We start from the raw sequence: 1,416 nt of genomic DNA on the forward strand, positions 1-1,416 counted from the left end.
AGTACAGAGAGTTCAAAGAATCTAAAGCTATCGAGCTCGCTGCAAAGCTGACAGACCGTACCGTTGAAACCATGAGGGAATTTCATGCGGAGGCTAAAGCTGACTCTGATAACCTTTTGCATGGAGATGAGTATGTTGTAGCGACTGAGTTTTTGATGGATGCTGTGCTTGGGGAGGTAAAGTCTTTAGCCGTGAAGGGCGGCAGCAAGATTTTTGCTAATGATTCGAAAGGGAAAGAAGCGGTAGAGACTAATCATGCTCTCAATGCTGCGAAAGGCGTTGTTGCTTCGAGAGTCAATGTGCGGACGGGCACTGCGAGCTCTACAGGAAGTGGGCTTGAATACGCTTGGAAAAAGCACGGTGGCGCTTGGGGTGAAAATAAATCTGCGTTCACGATTTCAAAGGACGAATTGAAGATCGTTCTGCAAACGCCCCAGGTCGTCAAGACACCTGCGTACCAATCACCGACGTCTGGTAATTTTATTCGAACGGTTGATATGGGAAGACCTATTGGTGTTGATGCCAAAACAGGTGGACAGTCCACTAGTTTTATGACGGTAATTACTGATTCACAAGGCAACTTGGTGAACACATTTCCTGGGAAGACGTTCTGAATTATGTATTACTTAATGATGTGGGATACAGGTTTAGCAGCCGTCGGCCGAGATGGCTGTCTTGATCGTATCGAGATTCCTTTGGATGTCGCGAGTTTTTTCTTTCGGCTGGATGTCGAGCAATTTCCAATGCTTTCCAGCTTGAGTTTTGACGATTATGACCTATTTTTCGGGGCGCAGATTAGTGCGCTTGCTGATGAATTGGTTGCTGTGGCGAACATCAATCCTACGATTTCAGAATTGGTTAAAAAGATGCTAGGTTTATTATTTAAGGCGCAAAGCTTAAGTAAAGCTGTTTTGTTTGACCCGTTTAAGTGAGGGTGTATAAAAAAGTGTGATAAAAGGGGAGCGGCGAAAAAAAGGCGATAAAGGGGGCGGATTTGAATGGCGCTTACTTAACCTTCTTCGGATGTCCATTTCTCCTGACCTCGGCCCTTGCCGCTGAACACGTTTGCATCAGCATCGGGTAAGGCTTGGGCCTTCGTTTTATGGCGCGAGGCTCAATCCGTCCCGGCAGGTTTCCGACGCGTTTCCTCGCGATCAACCTGAGTAAATTCGGTACCCCACCGCTTTGTTCATCGGCACCGTACTGCCGCATCGCAAGGCATAACTGAAGGCTATGCTTGGAGAAAAGGGGACAGATTTATTTTTGAAGTTTGGGTTTTGTGAAGGTCTTGAACAGTAGCGGATGAGTCTCTGTAAAATAAATCTGTCCCCTTTTTCGTTGAGACTCTGGATGCGCTCCCTGCGGACGTTATAAGCGCATTGAATGATTTTTCGGAAAAGGCGGCAATTTACGATA

General features: G+C 46.5%; 3 protein-coding genes and 1 pseudogene. 2 read left to right on the forward strand and 2 right to left on the reverse strand.

Going from position 1 to position 1,416, the window contains the following annotated elements; all coding sequences use genetic code 11:
* On the forward strand, nt 1–614 hold a 614-nt coding region (locus E1K68_RS27475), incomplete at its 5' end, for a hypothetical protein (RefSeq protein ID WP_212614956.1).
* Nucleotides 615–617: 3 nt separating this feature from the next.
* Complete coding sequence (locus E1K68_RS27480; RefSeq protein WP_003191504.1) at nt 618–932, forward strand: hypothetical protein; 315 nt, start codon at nt 618–620, stop codon at nt 930–932.
* 73 nt (nt 933–1,005) lie between these two features.
* Here the strand turns inward: E1K68_RS27480 and E1K68_RS28025 are convergent.
* Both E1K68_RS28025 and E1K68_RS27485 read right to left on the reverse strand, forming a co-directional pair.
* Nucleotides 1,006–1,158, reverse strand: a pseudogene (locus tag E1K68_RS28025) (IS4 family transposase); the annotation flags it as partial.
* Nucleotides 1,155–1,416, reverse strand: a 262-nt coding sequence (locus E1K68_RS27485; RefSeq protein WP_205884994.1) for a hypothetical protein, incomplete at its 5' end; no start/stop codon positions are given. The gene E1K68_RS27485 and the pseudogene E1K68_RS28025, both read right to left, overlap by 4 nt.

Source organism: Pseudomonas sp. B2021 (genome assembly GCF_018135665.1).
Lineage (GTDB): Bacteria > Pseudomonadota > Gammaproteobacteria > Pseudomonadales > Pseudomonadaceae > Aquipseudomonas > Aquipseudomonas lactis.

What these genes read in the sequence shown, in the direction of transcription:
- E1K68_RS27480 (WP_003191504.1), top strand. Translation starts at nt 618, where the DNA reads ATGTATTACTTAATGATGTGGGATACAGGTTTAGCAGCCGTCGGCCGA.